This window comes from Pararhodobacter zhoushanensis (assembly GCF_025949695.1).
Lineage (GTDB): Bacteria > Pseudomonadota > Alphaproteobacteria > Rhodobacterales > Rhodobacteraceae > Pararhodobacter > Pararhodobacter zhoushanensis_A.
The window spans coordinates 4270333-4289008 of sequence record NZ_JAPDFL010000001.1; the positions used below are offsets into that span (position 1 = coordinate 4270333).

The 18676-nt window shown below is 65.4% G+C and carries 20 protein-coding genes, 1 tRNA gene and 1 pseudogene; 12 read left to right on the top strand and 10 right to left on the bottom strand.

The genetic code is table 11. From position 1 onward, the window contains the following. Positions 1 to 140: 140 nt before the first annotated feature. Genes glyA through OKW52_RS21325 form a run of 3 tightly spaced genes read left to right on the top strand, consistent with a single transcriptional unit; the run spans position 141 to position 3074 of the window. The gene (gene glyA / locus OKW52_RS21315; RefSeq protein WP_127109295.1) at positions 141 to 1427 is read left to right on the top strand and encodes a serine hydroxymethyltransferase; all 1287 of its coding nucleotides are present in this window, start codon (positions 141 to 143) and stop codon (positions 1425 to 1427) included. A gap of 38 nt (positions 1428 to 1465) precedes the next feature. Beyond that, the gene (locus tag OKW52_RS21320; protein WP_264507493.1) at positions 1466 to 2284 is read left to right on the top strand and encodes a DUF817 domain-containing protein; all 819 of its coding nucleotides are present in this window, start codon (positions 1466 to 1468) and stop codon (positions 2282 to 2284) included. Positions 2285 to 2291: 7 nt separating this feature from the next. Next, positions 2292 to 3074 carry an alpha/beta fold hydrolase gene (locus tag OKW52_RS21325; RefSeq protein ID WP_264507494.1) on the top strand — a complete coding sequence of 261 codons (783 nt, stop codon included), beginning with the start codon at positions 2292 to 2294 and terminating at the stop codon, positions 3072 to 3074. An 80-nt stretch (positions 3075 to 3154) separates the two neighbouring features. On the opposite strand, the gene OKW52_RS21330 is transcribed toward OKW52_RS21325, so the two are convergent. Further along, positions 3155 to 3337 carry a hypothetical protein gene (locus tag OKW52_RS21330; RefSeq protein WP_264507495.1) on the bottom strand — a complete coding sequence of 61 codons (183 nt, stop codon included), beginning with the start codon at positions 3335 to 3337 and terminating at the stop codon, positions 3155 to 3157. A 104-nt stretch (positions 3338 to 3441) separates the two neighbouring features. Continuing rightward, on the bottom strand, positions 3442 to 3759 hold the full coding sequence (locus OKW52_RS21335; protein WP_264507496.1) for a hypothetical protein: 318 nt from the start codon (positions 3757 to 3759) through the stop codon (positions 3442 to 3444). A gap of 89 nt (positions 3760 to 3848) precedes the next feature. Between OKW52_RS21335 and OKW52_RS21340 the strand changes: the two genes are divergently transcribed. After that, a tRNA-Val gene (locus OKW52_RS21340) sits at positions 3849 to 3924 on the top strand. 188 nt (positions 3925 to 4112) lie between these two features. Here OKW52_RS21340 and OKW52_RS21345 read toward each other — a convergent pair. The 4 genes from OKW52_RS21345 to OKW52_RS21360 all read right to left on the bottom strand — a co-directional run bounded on the left by OKW52_RS21345 (position 4113) and on the right by OKW52_RS21360 (position 6863). Further along, positions 4113 to 4667, bottom strand: a complete 555-nt coding sequence (locus OKW52_RS21345) for a fasciclin domain-containing protein (RefSeq protein WP_264507497.1) — start codon at positions 4665 to 4667, stop codon at positions 4113 to 4115. A gap of 127 nt (positions 4668 to 4794) precedes the next feature. Further along, entirely contained in the window at positions 4795 to 5346 is a 552-nt protein-coding gene (locus tag OKW52_RS21350; protein WP_264507498.1) for a fasciclin domain-containing protein, read from the bottom strand. 279 nt (positions 5347 to 5625) lie between these two features. After that, a complete protein-coding gene (locus tag OKW52_RS21355) occupies positions 5626 to 6297 on the bottom strand; it encodes an anti-sigma factor (RefSeq protein WP_264507499.1) in 672 nt (223 codons plus the stop codon). Then, positions 6294 to 6863 (bottom strand): sigma-70 family RNA polymerase sigma factor, encoded by a 570-nt coding sequence (locus OKW52_RS21360; protein WP_264507500.1) that lies wholly within the window; start codon positions 6861 to 6863, stop codon positions 6294 to 6296. Before OKW52_RS21360 ends, OKW52_RS21355 begins: the two co-directional genes overlap by 4 nt. A gap of 161 nt (positions 6864 to 7024) precedes the next feature. Between OKW52_RS21360 and OKW52_RS21365 the strand changes: the two genes are divergently transcribed. The 7 genes from OKW52_RS21365 (at position 7025) to OKW52_RS21395 (ending at position 14852) form a co-directional block, all read left to right on the top strand. Further along, positions 7025 to 7822, top strand: coding sequence for an IclR family transcriptional regulator (locus OKW52_RS21365; protein ID WP_264507501.1), 798 nt, complete (start codon positions 7025 to 7027; stop codon positions 7820 to 7822). A gap of 11 nt (positions 7823 to 7833) precedes the next feature. Next, the gene (locus OKW52_RS21370) at positions 7834 to 9918 is read left to right on the top strand and encodes a 3-hydroxyacyl-CoA dehydrogenase NAD-binding domain-containing protein (protein WP_264507502.1); all 2085 of its coding nucleotides are present in this window, start codon (positions 7834 to 7836) and stop codon (positions 9916 to 9918) included. An 11-nt stretch (positions 9919 to 9929) separates the two neighbouring features. Further along, positions 9930 to 11126 (top strand): acetyl-CoA C-acyltransferase, encoded by a 1197-nt coding sequence (locus OKW52_RS21375; protein WP_264507503.1) that lies wholly within the window; start codon positions 9930 to 9932, stop codon positions 11124 to 11126. Then, positions 11117 to 12310, top strand: coding sequence for an acyl-CoA dehydrogenase family protein (locus OKW52_RS21380; RefSeq protein WP_264507504.1), 1194 nt, complete (start codon positions 11117 to 11119; stop codon positions 12308 to 12310). The genes OKW52_RS21375 and OKW52_RS21380 overlap by 10 nt, the downstream gene beginning before the upstream one ends. An 11-nt stretch (positions 12311 to 12321) precedes the next feature. Beyond that, a complete protein-coding gene (locus tag OKW52_RS21385) occupies positions 12322 to 13335 on the top strand; it encodes an acyl-CoA dehydrogenase family protein (RefSeq protein WP_264507505.1) in 1014 nt (337 codons plus the stop codon). Then, positions 13332 to 13724 carry a PaaI family thioesterase gene (locus tag OKW52_RS21390; RefSeq protein WP_264507506.1) on the top strand — a complete coding sequence of 131 codons (393 nt, stop codon included), beginning with the start codon at positions 13332 to 13334 and terminating at the stop codon, positions 13722 to 13724. The genes OKW52_RS21385 and OKW52_RS21390 overlap by 4 nt, the downstream gene beginning before the upstream one ends. Before the next feature lie 153 nt (positions 13725 to 13877). Further along, positions 13878 to 14852, top strand: a complete 975-nt coding sequence (locus OKW52_RS21395; RefSeq protein ID WP_264507507.1) for a quinone oxidoreductase family protein — start codon at positions 13878 to 13880, stop codon at positions 14850 to 14852. Between the two features lie 144 nt (positions 14853 to 14996). On the opposite strand, the gene OKW52_RS21400 is transcribed toward OKW52_RS21395, so the two are convergent. The 3 genes and pseudogenes from OKW52_RS21400 to OKW52_RS21410 form a co-directional block, all read right to left on the bottom strand. Beyond that, the gene (locus OKW52_RS21400) at positions 14997 to 15392 is read right to left on the bottom strand and encodes a carboxymuconolactone decarboxylase family protein (protein ID WP_264507508.1); all 396 of its coding nucleotides are present in this window, start codon (positions 15390 to 15392) and stop codon (positions 14997 to 14999) included. Between the two features lie 14 nt (positions 15393 to 15406). After that, the gene (locus tag OKW52_RS21405; RefSeq protein ID WP_264507509.1) at positions 15407 to 16099 is read right to left on the bottom strand and encodes an NAD-dependent deacylase; all 693 of its coding nucleotides are present in this window, start codon (positions 16097 to 16099) and stop codon (positions 15407 to 15409) included. 3 nt (positions 16100 to 16102) lie between these two features. Next, positions 16103 to 17007: pseudogene (locus OKW52_RS21410) on the bottom strand (LysR family transcriptional regulator). Positions 17008 to 17096: 89 nt separating this feature from the next. Here OKW52_RS21410 and metF point away from each other — a divergent pair. After that, positions 17097 to 17966 (top strand): methylenetetrahydrofolate reductase [NAD(P)H], encoded by an 870-nt coding sequence (gene metF / locus OKW52_RS21415; RefSeq protein WP_264507510.1) that lies wholly within the window; start codon positions 17097 to 17099, stop codon positions 17964 to 17966. Positions 17967 to 18226: 260 nt separating this feature from the next. Here the strand turns inward: metF and hpaR are convergent, their stop codons facing one another. Further along, a complete protein-coding gene (gene hpaR / locus OKW52_RS21420; protein ID WP_264507511.1) occupies positions 18227 to 18670 on the bottom strand; it encodes a homoprotocatechuate degradation operon regulator HpaR in 444 nt (147 codons plus the stop codon). Positions 18671 to 18676 lie beyond the last annotated feature (6 nt).

The window sequence follows — 18676 nt, forward strand, 5'->3', positions numbered from 1 at the left end:
TTCGCAAATGCACGCCGGGCTCGCAATCGGAAAGGGCATTTCGCTTCCGATGCCCGATGCGGCGTTTTCATCGCTTTTCGTAGAGCGCACGCTGCGATAAAGACCGGACATCCCGACCCGTCCAACCGCCGGAGACGCGCATGACCCCCTCGAACGGTTTCTTCACCGAAGACCTCGCCACCCGTGATCCGCAGATCGCCCGGGCCATCGACCTCGAACTGGGTCGCCAGCGCGACGAGATCGAGTTGATCGCCAGCGAAAACATCGTGTCCAAGGCCGTGATGCAGGCGCAGGGCTCGGTCATGACCAACAAATACGCCGAAGGTTATCCGGGCAAGCGCTATTACGGCGGCTGTCAGTTCGTCGATATCGCCGAAGAGCTGGCGATCGAGCGGGCCAAGCAGCTCTTCAACTGCAACTATGCCAACGTGCAGCCCAACTCGGGCAGCCAGATGAACCAGGCCGTGTTCCTGGCGCTGCTGCAGCCGGGCGACACGTTCATGGGGCTGGACCTGAATTCGGGCGGGCACCTGACGCATGGCTCGCCGGTCAACATGTCGGGCAAGTGGTTCAACGTGGTGTCCTACGGTGTGCGCGCGCAGGATCAGCTTCTGGACATGGACGCGATCCGCGCGCAGGCGCTGGAATGCAAGCCCAAGCTCATTCTGGCTGGCGGCACCGCCTATAGCCGGACCTGGGACTGGAAAGCCTTCCGCGAGATCGCGGATGAGGTCGGGGCCTATCTGCACGTCGACATGGCGCATATCGCCGGTCTGGTCGCCGGTGGCGTGCATCCCTCGCCGCTGGAGCATGCGCATGTGGTCACCACCACGACGCATAAATCCCTGCGCGGACCGCGGGGCGGGATGATCCTGACCAATGACGAGGCCATCGCCAAGAAGATGAACTCGGCCGTGTTCCCCGGTCTGCAGGGTGGCCCGCTGATGCATGTCATCGCCGCCAAGGCGGTGGCCTTTGGCGAGGCGCTGGACCCGTCGTTCAAGGACTACGCCGCGCAGGTGGTCAAGAACGCGCAGGCGATGGCCGACCAGCTGATGAAGGGCGGCATCGACATCGTCTCGGGCGGCACCGACAACCACCTGATGCTGGCCGACCTGCGCCCCAAGGGCGTGACCGGCAAGGCGACCGAGGCTGCCTTGGGCCGTGCGCATATCACCTGCAACAAGAACGGCGTGCCGTTTGACCCCGAAAAGCCGTTCGTGACCTCGGGCATCCGTCTGGGCACCCCGGCGGGCACCACCCGCGGCTTCGGCGAGGCCGAGTTCCGCGACATCGCCGACTGGATCGTCGAGGTCGTCGACGGGCTGGCCGCGCATGGCGAGGCCGACAACGGCGCCGTCGAAGAGGCCGTGCGCGCCAAGGTCAAAGCCCTGTGTGACCGCTTCCCGCTTTACCCCGGTCTCTGATCCTGGGCGGTCAGGCCACACGGAAACTGGAACGCGCGATGGGCGATTTCGTCCGCGCGCGGCTTCCTGCCGCCATCGAAGAGCCGGGCATGTTCGTACTCAAGCACCTGTGGGCCGGGCTCTTTGGCGGCGTGCTGATGGTTGCCATTGCCCTGTCCACCGTGTTCTGGAACGACGCCTGGGCGATGGCGCGCTATGACGCGCTGTTTCTCGTGGCGTTGAGCGCGCAGGCGCTGTTCTTGCTGTTCCGGCTGGAATCGCGCGAAGAAGTTGCCGCGCTGGTGGCCTTTTCGGTGCTCGGGCTGGGGATGGAGTGGTACAACACCGCCGCCGGCAACTGGGCCTATCCTGAGGAAGGCGTCTTTGCCATTGCGCATGTGCCGCTGTTCGTCGGGGCGATGTATGCCGCTGTCGGGGTTTGCGTTCTGCGCATGATCCGCATCTTCGAAATGGTCTTTGCCCCCTTCCCGCCGCGCTGGGCCGCCATCGGGCTGGCCGCGCTGATCTACATGAATTTCTTCACCCAGCATTTCTTCGTCGATATCCGGCTGGCGCTGTTCGTCGCCACCGTGGTGTTGTTTGCCCGAACGCGGATCTGGTTCACGCCGTTCACCGGGCGTCGCTGGTGGATGCCGATGTTGTTGTCCCTGTTCCTGTCGGCGCTGGGCGTCTGGCTGGCCGAGAACCTTGGCACGATCACCGGCACGTGGCTCTATGACGGCCAGCGGACCTATGAGTGGGTCAGTCTGGCCACCATGGGCTCGTGGTTTTTGTTCCTGTGCGTGGCGCTGATGGTGGCGCTCATCGTCCTGCCCGGCGCGACCCGGCGCGCGCCTGTGACCCGCGACTCTCTGTGAGGTGCCCATGCCCCTGCTGAATATGATCCGCTTTGGCACACCCGGCGATCTGCCGCCCCTGCTGATCGTCCACGGCCTTTTCGGCTCGGCCCGCAATTGGGGGGCGATCGCCAAGCGGATGTCGAATGACCGCGAGGTCATCGCCGTCGACATGCGCAACCACGCGGGCAGTTTCTGGGACGACACCCACACCTACGCTGCGATGGCCGGGGATCTGGCTGCGGCGATCGAGGCCGAGGGCCACGCGATGGACGTGGTAGGCCATTCGATGGGCGGTAAAGCGGCGATGCTGCTGGCGCTGACCCGGCCTGAGCTGGTCAACCGGCTGGTTGTGGCCGATATCGCACCGGTGAGTTACGGCCACAGCCAGAACCACCTGATCGCCGCGATGAAGGCGCTGGATTTGACCGGGCTGGACAGCCGATCCGAGGCCGACACGCGGCTGAGCGCAGATATCGACACCCCCTCAGTCCGGGCATTCTTGCTGCAGTCGCTGGATCTGAAGGCCGAACCGCCATGCTGGCGGCTCAATCTGGACGCGCTGGAGCGGCAGATGGATCTGATCACCGGATGGCCGGATCTGGAAAACCCCACACCCTATGAAGGCCCGGTGCTTTTCCTGTCGGGTGGCGACAGTGACTATGTGCAGGCCGAGGCCCGCCCGCTGATCCGCGCGCTGTTCCCGCAGGCGCGGATGGCCAAGCTTCCCGGTGCCGGCCATTGGCTGCATGCCGAGAAACCGCGCGATTTCGAAGCGTCGTTGCGGGTATTTCTGGGTGGTGGCAAATAGAAACGCCGGGGCCCCTCCTCAGGTCCCCGGCGCCGAGCACGGCCGGGTGGTTGGCGCAGCCGCACTGTTCCGGTGTTCGCTCAGATCCCTTCGAGCTTCCTGGCGACCAGCCAGGACACGGGCAGGGCCAGGACGGCGCCCAGCGCTGCCGCGATGATGATCGACTGGAAATCATAGAGATTCAGGGTAACTGCGACGATGACGCCGATCCCGGCCATGGTGGCACCCGCAATCGAGTAGATGAGCATCATCAATCTGAGCATTTTCCTGTTCCCTGACCTCGTTCAATCAGCACAATAGGTGCGCGAGTCGCAGGTTTCCTTGATCTCGCGCAAACTGACGGCAGGTTTCTGCAGGAACGTGGCGCTCAGCCTGCCGCATCGCAGGCCAGCCGCGCGGTCATCACGCCACTGTCCCCTTCGGCGCTGCCTTCGATCAGCGGGCAGCCGCTGACCTGTTGCGCCGCCTGCCGCATGGCGATCAGGATCGCCGGATGTTCGGGGCGACGGGCATAGCCCAGGCGGATCACCTGCACGCGCGGATGCGATTCGCCCGCAGAGCTCCGGACAAAGACCGCATAGACGCGCCCGTCGATGGTGACGCGCTGTTCTTCACTGCCCCAGAACGCCCGGTCAGGCGAGGCGCAGGCGGCCAGAAGGGCAACAAGGGCGAGGGCAAGACGCATAGCGGCACTGTCGCACGACATTGGTTAACGCAGACTTAACAACGACACGTCTTGCGATACCCACCCGCCTTGCGCTAAGAGAGCCGCGCGGGTGATTAGCTCAGTTGGTAGAGCGTCTCGTTTACACCGAGAATGTCGGCGGTTCGAGCCCGTCATTACCCACCATCTTTCCCTTTCAGCGATGATACCCCCCCGGCGCCCGGCACCGGGGCTGCTGGGTATGAAAGAACCCCGGCGCAGAGCGCCGGGGCTGCGGGGCATGAAAAAACCCCGGCGCAGAGCGCCGGGGCCGGGGATTGACCACCTGTGATTGGGGGACAGGCAGCCAACCCTTTCGGGGTATCCCTGGCCGCTTACATCTGCGGCATCAGGACGTGGTCGATCACGTGGATCACGCCGTTCGACTGCTCGACGTCGGCAATCGTCACGTTGGCAATGTTGCCCATGCCGTCACGGATCTGGATCGTGTTGTTGGGGTCCATGATCAGCGTGAAGGTACAGCCGCCGACCGTGGTGAACGGATGGCTACCACCGTCGCTTTCGATCATCGAGCGGATCGCACCGCTCATGACGTCACCCGAGACAACGTGGCAGGTCAGGATCTGCTGCAGCTGGCTCAGGTTGGCCGGCAGCAGAAGCGAGTCGACGGTGCCCTCGGGCAGCATCGCGAAAGCGTCGTTGGTCGGCGCGAACACGGTGAACGGGCCTTCACCCGACAGCGTGTCAACCAGACCAGCGGCCTGCACGGCGGCAACCAGCGTGGTGTGGTCAGCCGAGTTCACGGCATTCTCGACGATGTTGCGGTCAGCGAACATCTCGGCGCCGCCCACCATCGGGTTTTCGGCGAAAGCAACACTCGAGCCCAGGGCGGTCATCGCAACGGCAGCAGCGGCAAAAAGGGTTTTCATCGTAGATCTCCTGTTAGTGGTCATCAGGCTCGGTGGCCTATGGGTTAAGAACGGAAGGCTGGGGGCGGAAGTTTCAGGCTCTGGTTTTTTCTTTGTTCACAGGGCCGTGAAGCTTCCGCCGGGTCGTTTACATGGCGGGCAGAAGCACGTGGTCGATGACGTGGATCACGCCATTGGACTGCATCACATCGGCGATGGTCACATGGGCCAGCGTGCCCCGGCCGTCTTCGATGGTGATCACGCCATTGCGGTTGGTCGCGGTGAATTCGCAGCCACCGACGGTGGTGATCACATGGCTGCCACCATCGGCGCGGATCATGCCGTTGATGTCACCCCACAGCGCGCGGGTCGGCACGACGTGACAGGTCAGGATGGTCTGCAGGGTCCCCAGATTCTCGGGCTTGAGCAGATCCTCGACGGTGCCAGCGGGCAGCATCGCGAAGGCGTCGTTGGTGGGGGCGAAGACGGTAAACGGACCCTCACCCTGCAGCGTTTCGACCAGACCGGCGGCCTGCACGGCAGCAACCAGCGTGGTGTGGTCGGCCGAGTTCACCGCGTTCTCGACGATGTTGCGGTTCTCGAACATCGCGGCACCGCCGACAGTGGGGTTGGCGGCGAAGGCGACGGTCGAGCCCAGCGCAGTGGCGGCAAGGGCAGCGGCGGCGAGGATGGTTTTCATGGTTGTTCTCCCGTTGGATCTGTTGGTCGGGCTGTGTGGCCCATGCTCCAGAAACGGGAGGGTTCATGCGCAAGTTTCAGCGCGGCGATTTTTGGCGATCACGGTCGCGTGAGAGGCAGGAGGCCTGCAAGGGTGCGGTGAAACCGCACCTTACGGAGGCTTCAAGGGCAGCGCGTGGAGCGCCCGTAGGGTGCGGTTTCACCGCACCTTCCGTCCTCCGTCACAACGCGAAACGGCGCCGGTTTCCCGACGCCGTTTCCCAAGTCACACCGCCTTGGCTCAGTTGACCGCCAGCGCTGCGGCTGCCAGCACCGGCCCGGTCGGCGACCCGTCCGGCGCACCGCCCAAGGGCTCAAGACTGACCGCCAGCGTCACGCCCGGTTCCAGATCGCTTGCGGCAATCTGCGCGGTTTCGCCGCGCAGCAGGCCCAGCGAGCGCGGCACGCCGTCGGCACCGATCGCCCAGAGCTCATAATCATGGCCCTCGTCAGCCGCATCGCCTGCCCGCGCGATCTGCAGGACAGCGCCGTCGAAGCTGGCGTTGAAGGCGACGGCTTCCCCGGTCAGCTGAGCGCTGAGCGGCGGCTCGGCCTGCGGCCAGAAGACGGCAGCCAGAACCACGGTCGCGGCGACAACGCCGCCCGACAGCCACATGCGCCACGCCGGGACACGGCGCGCGGGTGCAGCGGCAGCCTGTGGCGCGCCGAACAGATCGGATTCGATGCGCGGATAGACGGCGGCATTCACCGGCCCGTCTTCGTAGGCGGCATTCAGAACGGCCAGCCGACCCTCCCACTGCGAGACCCGGCGCGAGAAACCGCCATCCAGTTCAGCCCGCTCTTGGGCGGCCTGACGTTCGCGATGCGGCAGCACGCCCAGCACGTATTCGGCGGCGGTGAGGTCGTCGTGATCTTCGGGCGGCCAGGCGCCTGCGTCAACTGTATCGCTCATCTGTCCATGCACTCCCGCAGCCGCAGCAGGCCCCGGCGCAGCCAGGTCCGCATCGTGTTCAGGGGAACGCCGTGACGCTCGGCCAGATCCTGATACGACAGGCCCTGAACATAAGCGCCTTTGACAGCGGCTGCACGGTCTTCTTCCAATTCGTCAAAGCAATTGACGACGCGTCGCGCCTCGCCCTTGGCCACCAGCCCGGCCTCGGCCCCGGCGGTGGGGTCGGCGATGCGATCGAGCGGGTCTTGCCCGTCTTCATCGCGCGCCACCTCTTGCCGCATCCCCGCCCGTTCGGGGCGGGCGCGCAGCCGGTCCAACGCGTGGTTGCGGGTCACGGCGATCAGCCAGCTGATCCCCTGCCCCCGGTCTGGCCGGTACTGCGCTGCGCGTTGCCAGACGCGGATATAAACTTCCTGCATGGCGTCATCTACCTCGGTTCTATTGCCGAGGATACGGAACAGCACGCCGGAAAGTTTCGGCGCGGTCTCGGAATAGAGTTGCTGAAAGGCAGAGCGGTCTTGCGTTGCGGTGCGTTGCAACAAAGAGCCTATGATGTCGTCCGGCACGGTGCCTCCCCCTGGCATCCCGGCCGTCGGGCCGGTCGTTCACATGTACGTAGCGCTACGTCACCAAAGGTCCAGTGTAATATGACGCTGGACAGCCCGGACTCTGCTGGCTAGGGATATTCTGCATACGGAATGCCATTCCTGTGAGAGAATAGCCGCTGGTGACCGACGAAATCACCCAGACCCGACCCGTGGGCGCCTTGGTCCACGCGCTGAGCATCCTGCGCTATCTTTCTGCGCGTGGACGGCCCGAAGGTGTCAGTGTCATCGCGCGCGCGACCGGGGTGAATGGCTCGACCTGTTTCAATCTTCTGCGCACGCTGGTGGCCGAGGGGCTGCTGGTTTTCGACGAGCGCGACAAGACCTATCGCCCCGGCCTGGGTCTGGTCGAGCTGGCGGTCGGCGTCCTGGGGGCCAACCCCGCTGACATGATCCGGCCCGAGCTGGAACGCCTGTCCTTGCAGCACAGCGCGCTGATGTGCCTTTGGCACATCACCGGCGACGACCGCATCGTGCTGATCGAACGCGCCTATGACCCCGCCGCCACCCGTGTCGACCTGCCGATGGGCAAACGCCTGCCCGCCTATTCCGGCGGCGTGGGCCGCGCGCTGGCCGCGCATCGCGGCCTGACGCGCGACGCGCTGCGCGCGCCCTTCGCCGCCTTGCGCTGGCAATTGCCGCCCAGCTTCGACTCCTATGCCGATTCCGTGGCCGAAGCGGCGCGCTTGGGCTACGCTGTCGATCTGGGAGAGCTCTACATCGGCGTGGATGTCGTTGGCTCGATTGTGACCGATGCACACGGAACCGCCCGCTACGGCGTGTCTTCCATTACATTGGCCGGGCAAATCGACGCCACCGCACGCCACGCCATCGGCGAGGATATCGCCACCACCTGCCGCCGTATTGGCGGCGCGCTATTTGCCACGCCCGGTCCGGGTGCGGCTGTCCGACAGACCTGAGAGGACCCGTCATGACCAATCCTGTCCGCTATGAATCCCACGGCGAGATCGCTGTGATCCGCATCGACAACCCGCCGGTCAACGCCTCGAGCCTTGCGGTGCGCGCCGGTCTGGTCGAGGCCGCCGCGACCTTTGCCAAGGGTCCTGAAAAGGTTGCCGTGCTGATGGCCGAGGGGCGGACCTTCATCGCCGGCGCGGACATTACCGAATTCGGCAAGACGCCCACCGAGCCCTACCTGCCCGACGCGATCATGGCGCTGGAGTCGCTGGAAAAGCCTGTGGTCTGCGTGATCCACGGCACGGCGCTGGGCGGCGGGTTCGAGGTGGCGCTGGGCTGCCATTACCGGGTCATGCTGCGCGGCGCGAAGGTCGGTCTGCCCGAGGTCAATCTGGGCCTGATCCCCGGCGCGGGCGGCACCCAGCGCCTGCCGCGTCTGGTCGGCATTGTCTCGGCGGCGGATATCTTCACCTCGGCCCGGCAGGTCAGCGCCGAGGATGCGTTTGCGCTGGGTATCGCGGACGAGCTGTCGAACGCTGATCCGTTCGAGGCAGGCATGGAATTCGCCCGCAAAGTGCTGGCCGAGGGGTTGCCGGTGCGCCGCCTGTCGGAAATGTCGGTGCCGCCGACCGATGCCGACTCGCTCGCCGCGCTGAAAAAGAAGGTCGCGCGCGCCAATCCCGGCCATATCTGCCATCTGCGCGCCATCGACGTCGCTGTCGCCGGAGCCGACAAACCGTTCGATGAAGCGATGCTGATGGAACGCGGTGTGTTCCTCGACATGATGGCCACCCCGCAGCGCAAGGCGATGATCCACGCGTTCTTTTCCGAACGCAAAACCGCCCAACTGCCCGAACTGAAGGGCGTCACCCCGCGCACCATCCGCCATGTCGGCGTGATCGGTGGCGGCACGATGGGCGGCGGGATCGCGGTCAGCTGCCTGCTCAACGGTCTGCACGTCACGCTGATCGAGCGCGACGGCGAGGCGGTCGAGAAAGCCCATACCGGCATCGCCCGCACGCTGGCCGACAGCGTCAAGCGCGGCAAGCTCAGCGCCGGGGGCCGCGATCAGCTCTTGGCCGACAAGCTGGTGACGACGGATGATTACGAGGCCCTGTCAACGGCCGATGTGATCATTGAAGCGGTGTTCGAATCGATGGACGTCAAGAAAGACGTGTTCACCAAGCTTGACGCCGTGGCCAAGCCGGGTGCGGTGCTGGCCTCGAACACCAGCTATCTGGACGTGGACGAAATCGCCGCCATGACCAGCCGCCCGCAGGATGTGATCGGGCTGCACTTTTTCTCACCGGCGCATGTGATGCGGCTGCTGGAAATTGTCGTCGCCGCCAAGACCGCGCCCGAGGTGGTCGCCACCGGCTTCGCGCTGGCCAAGGCGCTCAAAAAGGTGCCGGTGCGCGCCGGGGTGTGCGACGGGTTCATCGGCAACCGTATCCTGAAAACCTACCGCACGGCGGCGGATATCATGGTGCTGGAAGGCGCCTCGCCGTTTCAGGTGGACAAGGCACTGGTCGATTTCGGCTTTGCGATGGGGCCGTATGCGGTGGCCGATCTGGCGGGCATCGACATCGGCTACCTGACCCGCAAACGGCTGCTGCCCACCCGCCAGAAAGGCGAGCGCTGGGGCGACTGGGGCGACAAGCTCTATGAGATGGGCCGTCTGGGTCGCAAAACCGGACATGGCCATTACATCTATGACGACGCCTCGCCCAAGGGCCGCCCCGACCCCGAGGTCGAGGACATCATCGCCGCCGAGCGCAAGGCCAAGGGCATCAACGCCCGCGACTTTACCGACGAAGAGATCGTCGAGCGCTACATGGCTGCGATGATCAACGAAGGCGCGAAAGTGGTCAGCGAGGGCATCGCCCTGCGTCCGCTCGATGTGGATGTGACCAAGCTTTATGGCTACGGCTTCCCGCGCTTCCGGGGCGGCCCGATGCATTACGCCGATCACATCGGGCTGGCCAAGGTGCTGGCCACGATCGAGGCCGCCGCCAAGGACGACGCGTTCTTCTGGCAGCCCGCCGATCTGCTCAAAACGCTCGTGGCCGAGGGTCGCGATTTCAACAGCCTGAACTGAAGGAACCCGCCATGAGAGAAGCTGTCATCGTTTCGACCGCCCGCACTGCCATCGGCAAAGCTTACCGCGGCGCGTTCAACAAGACCCATGGCGTCACCATCGCCGCCCATGCCGCGCGCCACGCTGTCGAGCGGGCGGGGATCGACCCGGCGCTGATCGAGGATTCGATCTGGGGCTGCGCCATCCCCGAAAACGTCACCGGCAACAACATGGGCCGTCAGGTGGTCATCCGCGCCGGTCTGCCGGTCAGTGTGGCGGGCACCACGGTGAACCGTTTTTGCGCCAGCGGTCTGCAAGCCATCGCCATGGGCGCGCAAATGATCACGCAAGACAGCGCGCGGGCCATGCTGGTCGGCGGGGTGGAAAGCATCAGCCTGAACCAACCCTCGCCGCGCAACACGCCCGAGCCGTGGATTCTGGCCAACAAACCCGAACTGTACCTGCCGATGATCGACACCGCCGATATCGTCGCCCAGCGCTATGGCGTCAGCCGCGAGGCACAGGACGAGTACGCCCTGCGCTCGCAACAGCGCATCGCAGCGGCGCAGGCGAACGGGATCTTCGATCATGAGATCGTGCCGATGGACGTGATGATGGGCGTTCAGGACAAGGCGACGGGTGAGATCAGCGAGAAGGCCGTCACGCTGCGGCAGGACGAATGCAACCGCCCTTCGACCACGCTTGAAGGGCTGGCCTCGCTCGCCCCGGTGCGCGGCGAGGGGAACTTCGTCACCGCAGGCAATGCCTCGCAGCTGTCGGACGGCGCGGCCTCGCTGGTGCTGATGGATGCCGGGGACGCGGCGCAGATGGGGCTGGAGCCGCTGGGCGCGTTCCGCGGCTTTGCCGTCGCGGGCTGCGAGCCTGACGAGATGGGCATCGGCCCGATCTATGCCGTGCCGCGCCTTTTGGACCGCGCGGGCCTCATCGTCGATGACATCGACCTGTGGGAATTGAACGAGGCCTTCGCCAGTCAGGCGCTCTATTGCCGCGATCAGCTGGGCATCGACCCCGAGAAGTTCAACGTCAACGGCGGCTCCATCGCCATCGGCCACCCTTACGGCATGTCTGGCGCGCGGATGGCAGGCCATGTGCTGCTGGAAGGCAAGCGCCGGGGCGCGAAATGGGGCGTGGTGACCATGTGCATCGGCGGCGGCGCGGGTGCGGCCGGCCTGTTTGAAATCTTTGAGGGACGAAGACGATGGACCTGAACTACACCCCGGAAGACACCGCTTTTCGCGAGGAAGTCCGCGACTTTCTGCGTGACCAACTGCCCGCTGAAATCGCCGGTCACGTTGGCGACGGCGAGTCCCTGACCAAAGCCGAATACGACCTGTGGCACGGGCGGCTCAACGAAAAGGGTTGGCTGGCAGGTGCCTGGCCCAAGGCCTTTGGCGGTCAGGAATGGAGCGCTGTGCAAAAGCACATCTTCGAAGAAGAATGCGCCCTCGCCCACGCGCCGCGCATTGTCCCCTTCGGCGTGGCGATGCTGGCCCCGGTGTTGCAGGCCTTCGGCTCGAAAGCGCAGCAGGACTATTACCTGCCGCGCATCCTGTCGGGTGAGGACTGGTGGTGTCAGGGCTATTCCGAACCCGGTGCCGGCTCGGATCTGGCCTCGCTCAAGACCCGCGCCGTGCGCGACGGCGACCATTATATCGTCAACGGCCAGAAGACCTGGACCACGCTGGGTCAGTTCGCCAACAGGATCTTCTGTCTGGTCCGCACCGATCCCGATGCCAAGGCCCAGCAGGGTATCAGCTTCCTGTTGATCGACATGGACACCCCCGGCATCGAGGTCCGCCCGATCATCCTGATCGACGGCGTGCATGAGGTGAACGAGGTCTGGTTCACCGACGTGAAAGTCCCGGTCGAGAATCTGGTCGGTGAAGAGAACAAGGGCTGGACCTATGCCAAATACCTGCTCACGCATGAGCGGACCGGCATCGCGGGCGTCGGCTTTGCCAACGCCGGGCTGCAGGCGCTCAAGCGCATGGCGCATAGCGAGCTGCAAAACGGTCGCCCGCTGATCGAAGACCCGCTCTTTGCCGCGCGCCTTGCCCGGATCGAGATCGACCTGATGGCCATGGCCACCACCAACCTGCGCGTTGTTGCAGCGGCGGATGGCGGCAAGGCACCGGGGGCGGAAAGCTCGATGCTCAAGGTCAAGGGCTCGATCCTGCGCCAGCAGATCAACGATCTGGCCCGCCGGGCAATTGGCCCTTGGGCGCAGCCTTTCGTGGCCGAGGGGCTGGACGACACCAACCTCTACCACCCGGGGCCTGAATACGCCGCCCGCACCACGAACACGTATCTCAACAACCGCAAGATCTCGATCTATGGCGGCTCGAACGAGGTGCAGCGCGGGATCATCACCAAAGCAATTCTCGGGCTCTGAGGAAAACGACCATGGATTTCAAACATACCGAAGAGCGCGTGATGCTCGCCGATTCGCTGCGCCGCACGCTGACGCGCGGGGCTGACTGGGCAGCACTGGCAGATCTGGGCGTGCTGGGCGCGTTGTTCACCGAGGACGAGGGCGGCTTTGGCGGCAACGGCTTCGACATCGCCGTGGTGTTCGAGGAACTGGGCCGTGCAGGGGCCAACGCCCCGGTGATCGAGGCGGGTCTGGCAGGCGGCTTGCTGGCCGATTGCGGCCAGGCTGAGCGGGTCGAGGCGGTGATCAGCGGCGCGCTGAAACCGGCACTGGCCTATGCCGAGCCGGGGCTGCGCTATGACACCGGGCCGATCACCACCAGCATGGACGGCGGCACGATCAGCGGGCGCAAAAGCTTTGTCACCAACGCCGAAGGGTGCGACCTGCTCTTGGTCACCGCGCTGGACGAGGCAAAACCGTGCCTCTTCGCCGTCGATCCCGCCGATCCGGGCGTGACCCTGCACACCACACCCGCCCTGATGGGCGGCTCGATCAGCGAAATCACCTTCGACCGCGCGAAGGCCGAGAAACTGGGCAGCGCCGACACGCTCGACGCCCGCATCGCCGCCGCCACGCTGGCGGTCTGCGCCGAGGCTCTGGGCGCGATGGAAACCGCCAAGGCGATGACGCTGGACTACCTGCGCACCCGCACGCAGTTCGGCCGCCCGATCGGCAGCTTTCAGGCGCTGCAACACCGCATGGCCGATGTCGCGATCGAGATCGAGATGGCGCGCTCGGCGGTGATCAACCTCGCCGGTCATTTGCACGACAATGGTCCCACCCGCGACCGCCATGTCAGCGCCACCAAGAACCTGGTGGGCCGCACGGCGCATCTGGTCGCCGAAGAGGCGATCCAGATGCATGGCGGCATCGCCATGACCGAGGAATACGCGCTTGCGCCAATCTCGCGCCGCCTGATTGCGGTCGATCACCGCTTTGGCGACGAGGACTGGCACCTCGCCCGCTTCATGCGCCTGAGTGCATGAGCGGTCCCTGGCATGACGCCACCGGCACGGCAAGACTGCTGGGCCTGCGCATCGACACCAGCGGCGAACGCCCGACGGTGTCGATGCACGTCACGCAAGATCACACCAACCGGCACGGCAACATGCACGGCGGGCTGATCTCGACCGTGCTCGACACGGCCATGGGCGCGACAGCCAGCCTGGAGCGTGGCGAGGGGGGCAAGATCCCCTTCTCCACCCTTTCGATGACGGTCAATTTCATCGCGCCCATGCCACTGGGCACAATCACCGCCACCGCCCGCATCTTGGGCGGCGGCTTCAAGACCGTCTTCGTCGAAGGCGAAGCCCGCGATGAGGCCGGCACCCTGATCGCCCAATCCACCGGCACCTTCAAACGCGCGCCGCTCTGACATCATCTGTCTCTAAATATCCACGGGAGGAGTCCAGAGGAGGGGGCGTGCCCCCTCCTCTGGGCGGGGGTCCGGGGGGCGGCAGCCCCCGGCCTGCCCCCTTGCCAGCAGCGGCAACCCGGACCATCTTCCCCACACAAAAGGGAGAGCATCATGGTCAAAACCGTCATCATCGAAACGCAGGGCGGACCCGAGGTCCTGACCGTCACCGACCGCCCTGTGGGCGAACCGGGACCGGGCGAGATCCGCATCCGTCACCACGCCGTCGGGCTCAATTTCATCGACTGCTACCAGCGCTCGGGCCTCTACAAGATGGCCTTGCCGCATGCGCTCGGGATGGAAGCGGCGGGCGTGGTCGAGGCGGTCGGCGAGGGCGTGACCCATCTCAAACCCGGCGACCGCGCCGCCTATGCCTGCCAGCCGCCGGGTGCCTATACAGAAGCCCGCGTGATGCCCGCAGCCCAGGTCTGCCCCCTGCCCGACGGCATCTCGTTCGAGGAAGGGGCGGCGATGATGCTCAAGGGCATGACCGTGCAATACCTCTTCCACCGCACCGTGCCGCTGAAAGCCGGGGACACCGTGCTCTTCCACGCGGCCGCCGGGGGCGTCGGGCTGATCGCCTGCCAATGGGCAAAGAGCGAAGGCATCACGCTGATCGCCACCGCCGGGTCGGACGCGAAATGCCAGATGGCGCTGGAGCATGGCGCGACCCACGCGATCAACTACACCACCGAGGACTTCGCCACGCGCGTGCGCGAGCTGACCAACGGGCGCGGCGTGGATGTGGTGATGGATTCCATCGGCGCCTCGACCTTTGAAGGCTCGCTCGACTGTCTGCGGCCGGTGGGTATGATGATCTCGTTCGGCAACGCCTCGGGCCCGGTGCCGCCCTTCGATCTGGGCAAACTGGCCGCCAAAGGCTCGCTGCAGATCACCCGCCCGACGCTGTTCGTGCATATTGCCAGGCATGAAGATTGTCAGGCGATGGCCAGGCAGTTGTTTGGCAAGGTTCTGGCGGGGGATGTGAAGATCCAGATAGACCAGCGCTTCCCGCTCGATCAGGTGCAGGACGCGCACCGGGCCTTGGAAGCGCGCAAGACGACGGGTTCCACGATCCTGACGGTGTGAGACGGTGGCGGGGGCTGCCGCCCCCGCGCCCCCGCCCAAAGGGGGTGAGGAGCGAAAAGCCAATCGTCCAGTGGACGATTGGCCGCGACGCAAGGCTCCCCCTTTGGAAACCCCCGTGGATATTTAGGGACAGATGATCGTGCCTCAGGCGGTAAAGCGGTCATCGGTGGGGACTTGCAGGGCGGTGGCGAGGGCGTTGGTTTGCGAGGCCATCGCGATGACCGACAGCAATTCGCCATGCATTTCTGGCGTCATGCCCTTGGCCTTGGCCGCTGCCGTGTGGGAATGAACGCAATAGCTGCACCCGTTCGCCACGCTGACCGCGACATAGATCAGCTCTTTGACCAGCGGGTCCAACGCACCCGGGGCCATCACCTGTTGCAGACGCTCCCAGGTGGCCGACAGTTGCGCCGGGTCATGCGCCAGCGCACGCCAGAAATTGTTGACGTAATCGGTCTGACGCTTGGCGCGGATGTCGTCGAAGACGGCTCGTGCCGGGGCGCTGGCCTCGGCGTCGGTCAGCAGGGGGACGGTGGGCATGGATGGTTCCTCGCTCAGGATTGAGCCAGCAGCCTATCCACCCACGCGGGCACGACAAGGGTCGCGGGACCGAAATGGCGCTCATGGAAGGCGCGTGAGATCTCGGAGCGCTCGAGATTGAGCTCAACGCACTGTGCCCCCGCCCGGCGCGCCTCGGCCGCCAGACCGGCGGCGGGATAGACCTGCCCCGACGTGCCGATGGCGGCGAAAATCTCGCAGTCGGTGACGGCGTCGACAATGGCGTCCATGTGATAGGGGATCTCGCCGAACCAGACGACATCGGGCCGGGTCCGGGCCTTGCCGCAGGCCGGGCACAGGTCGCTCAGCGCCATCGCCACCGGCGCGGGCCAGCGATGCCCGCAGCCCGTGCAAAGCGCCGACATCAGCGCGCCGTGCATCGGGATGACCGCCTGCGAACCGGCGCGCTGGTGCAGATCATCGACGTTCTGCGTGACGATCATCACCTCACCGGGCAGTGCCGCCTCCAGCCTCGCCAGCGCGTGATGCGCCGCGTTGGGGTCTGCGGCGGCGCAATTGGCGCGCCGGGCGTTGTAGAAATCCGTCACCAGCTGCGGGTTGCGCGCGAAGCCCTCGGGGGTGGCGGCGTCGTTCAGATCATAGCGCGTCCACAGCCCGTCCTTGTCGCGAAACGTCCCCAGCCCGCTTTCCGCCGAGATCCCCGCGCCGGTCAGTATGACGATCCGCATCGCTCAACCCCTCTGCAGCTTGACCGGCTCGGTCCGCGCCAGCCGCAGGAATTGCGCCATATAGGGCTTGGTCACCTCATCGGCGCGGGTGGCGGCGTAGAGGCGTTTGGTCAACCCGTGCTCGGTCACCGGCAGCGTCACGTAATCCGCCGAATGCTTGACCTCGCGCAGCACCCAATCGGGCAGCACCGACACGCCCCGCCCCGAAGCGACCAGCAGCAGGATCACCGCCGTCAGCTCGACCGGGCGCACGAGGCGCGGCTCGACCCGCGCGGGGTTGAGCAGGCCGGTGAAGATGTCCAGCCGCGTGCGGTCCATCGGATAGGTGATCAGCACCTCGTCGCGGAAATCCTCGGCCACGACGAAGGGTTTTTGCGCCAGCGGGTGGCTGGACGCTGCGATGAAACGCGGCTCGTAATCAAAGAGAGGGTGAAGGTGACGCCGTCCAGCGACTCAGGGTCGGACGAGATCACCACATCCACCTCCTCGCGCGCCAGAGCGGGCAATGCCGAGAAGGCAAGGCCGGGGCGGATGTCGACATCGACATCGGGAAAGGCGTGGCGGAAACGTTCGAGCACCGGGAACAGCCACTCGAAACAGGCGTGGCACTCGATGGCGATGTGCAGGCGGCCCGACTTGCCCGAGATCAGCGCGCGGAATTCTTCTTCCAGCGCCTCGATCCGCGGCAGCACCTCTTCGGCCAGCCGCAGCATCTTCATCCCGGCGGCGGACAGGCGCAAGGGTTTGGTACGGCGTACAAAAAGCTCGACCCCGGCCTGCTCTTCAAGCCCCTTGAGCTGATGGCTGAGCGCCGATTGGGTGATATTGAGGATATCGGCTGCGCGCCCGACGCCGCCCGCCTGATGGATCGCGCGGATCGTGCGCAGGTGCCGGAATTCCAGATGCATTATGCGCCCAACCTCATGGAGATGATGAAAACAATGAATTTGTCTCACAATGGGGCGCATGCGACAAGAGGCCAACACAGGAGTTTGCCATGTCCGCACCGCGCATTTCGTTCGAGTTCTTCCCGCCCAAAACGCTGGATGCCAGCTTTCGGCTGTGGGAGACCACACGCATGCTGGCCCCGCTGCGCCCCGACTTCGTGTCGGTCACCTATGGCGCGGGCGGCACCACGCGCCAGTTGACGCATGAGGCGGTCACCACCATCGGGCGCTCGTTCGGGCTGAATGTGGCGGCGCATCTGACCTGCGTCGATGCCTCGCGGGCTGAAACGCTGGAGATCGCGCGCGCCTATGCCGCGGCGGGGGTCAGCGAGATCGTCGCGCTGCGCGGCGATCCGCCGAAGGGTCAGGGGAAGTTCCGGCCTCGCGAGGACGGGTTCGCCAACGCGCTGGAGCTGATTGCGGCGCTGAAGGATGAAGGGGATTTCACCCTGCGTGTCGGGGCGTATCCTGAACGCCACCCCGAGTCTGGCGATGCCGACGCGGATATCGCCTGGCTGAAACGCAAGTTCGAGGCAGGGGCGGATAGCGCGATCACCCAGTTCTTCTTCGAGGCCGAAACCTTCCTGCGCTTTCGCGACAAGGCGCAAAAGGCCGGGATCGACGGCGACAAGATCCTGCCGGGGATCATCCCGATCGAGAACTGGCACGGCATCCGCCGTTTTGCGCAGGCGACGGGGGCAACGGTGCCGGGCTGGATGGACGACGCGTTCGAGAAGGCGGCACGCGACGGGCGCGAGCAACTGCTGGCAACGGCGCTGTGTACAGAGCTGTGCGATGGTCTGCTGAGCGAGGGCGTGGACGCGCTGCATTTCTACACGCTGAACCACGCCCACCTTACCCGAGATGTTTGCTATGCGCTGGGGGTAAAACCCGCCGTCGCCTTGCAGAACGTCGCCTGAGGAACCAGGCGGAGCGCGCGGGCACGCCCGCGCGTACTTCATTGAGTGCGATCAGGGGGGCTTTCTGCCCCCTCTGGCGCGTTCCGCGCCATTCACCCCCGAGGATATTTACAGACAGAAAATGCGGCCTTAACGGTTCGTTAACCGCGCTTTCTTTGCTCTCTCAATATCCCGGGGGCGGGCCGGAACGGCCCGGCGGGGGCAGCGCCCCCGAGCGGCGCTCGACCCCTCGATGGGGTCGGGCGCCGCCCGTCCCCGACCTAACCTTTGAGGTCGGTCCGGTTGAGCTCTTCCAGCAGATCGAGCAAGGTTTCCATCCGTGTTTGCCCGTAAGCGGCTTCGAGCCGTTGGAACAAGGCGCGGTTTGCGACCGCGTGGTCTTCGATGACCTGACGACCGACCTCTGAAATGGTGACGATCGAACGGCGCCGGTCGTCGGGATCGGTCGCGCGGGTGACCAGCGCCTGCTCTTCCATCGCTTTCAGGATTCTCGTCAGCGACGGCAATTGCAGGCAGGCTTTTTCGGCCAGCAGGCTCTGATCAAGCGGCCCTGATTCGTCGAGCACGCGCAGCACACGCCATTTCTGTTCGTTCACGCCGCTGGCCGACAGCATTTCACGCACCGGCCCCATGACGGTTTCGCGCGCGCGCAAAAGCGCGATGGGCAGGGAACGGGAGGTTTGGCGCAGGGGCGTCTTGCTCATGGCGCT